1 rRNA gene is annotated in these 650 nt (G+C 54.0%); it reads right to left on the bottom strand.

Features of this window, described 5'->3' with window-relative positions:
- Positions 1-556 (bottom strand): 23S ribosomal RNA (locus tag IEY31_RS18565); the annotation flags it as partial.
- Positions 557-650: the final 94 nt, after the last annotated feature.

Below are 650 nucleotides of genomic sequence, written 5' to 3'. Positions count from 1 at the left end.
GCGCGATGATTGCTTGTAAGTCCACGGTTTCAGGTTCTCTTTCACTCCCCTTCCGGGGTTCTTTTCACCGTTCCCTCACGGTACTATTCGCTATCGGTCACTGGGAGTATTTAGCCTTGCGCGGTGGTCCGCGCAGATTCAGTCATCGTTTCACGAACAACGACCTACTCAGGTGTCACCACAGTCGCTTTCCTTTTCACCTACGGGGCTGTCACCCGCTGTGGCGCCACTTTCCAATGGCTTCGGTTAAAGAAAGCGAATCTTAAAAGGTGATCCTACAACCCCCGCAAGCAAGCTTGCGGGTTTGGGCTCTTCCGGGTTCGCTCGCCGCTACTGACGGAATCGATGTCTCTTTCTTCTCCTGCGGGTACTGAGATGTTTCAGTTCCCCGCGTTCCCTCTTCCTTACGGAAGTACCTGTAAACAGGTGGGTTTCCCCATTCGGACATCCCTGAGTCAATGCGTATCTCCGGCTCGTCAGGGCTTTTCGCAGGTAATCGCGTCCTTCATCGGCTCCAGTGCCAGGGCATCCACCGTGGACCCTTAGTATCTTGACCTTTCCTTCTGATTCTCAATGCGTCACTGCAACCCGTCCTGATCCGAAGACCACTCTGAATTGCGATGGACGCAGGTTATTTCGCGTCTCTCTCG

Origin of the sequence: Deinococcus aerolatus, from assembly GCF_014647055.1 — a bacterium.
GTDB classification, from domain to species: domain Bacteria; phylum Deinococcota; class Deinococci; order Deinococcales; family Deinococcaceae; genus Deinococcus; species Deinococcus aerolatus.
Note: the sequence above shows the minus strand (reverse complement) of the source record. Positions and strands in the feature narration are given on the sequence as shown.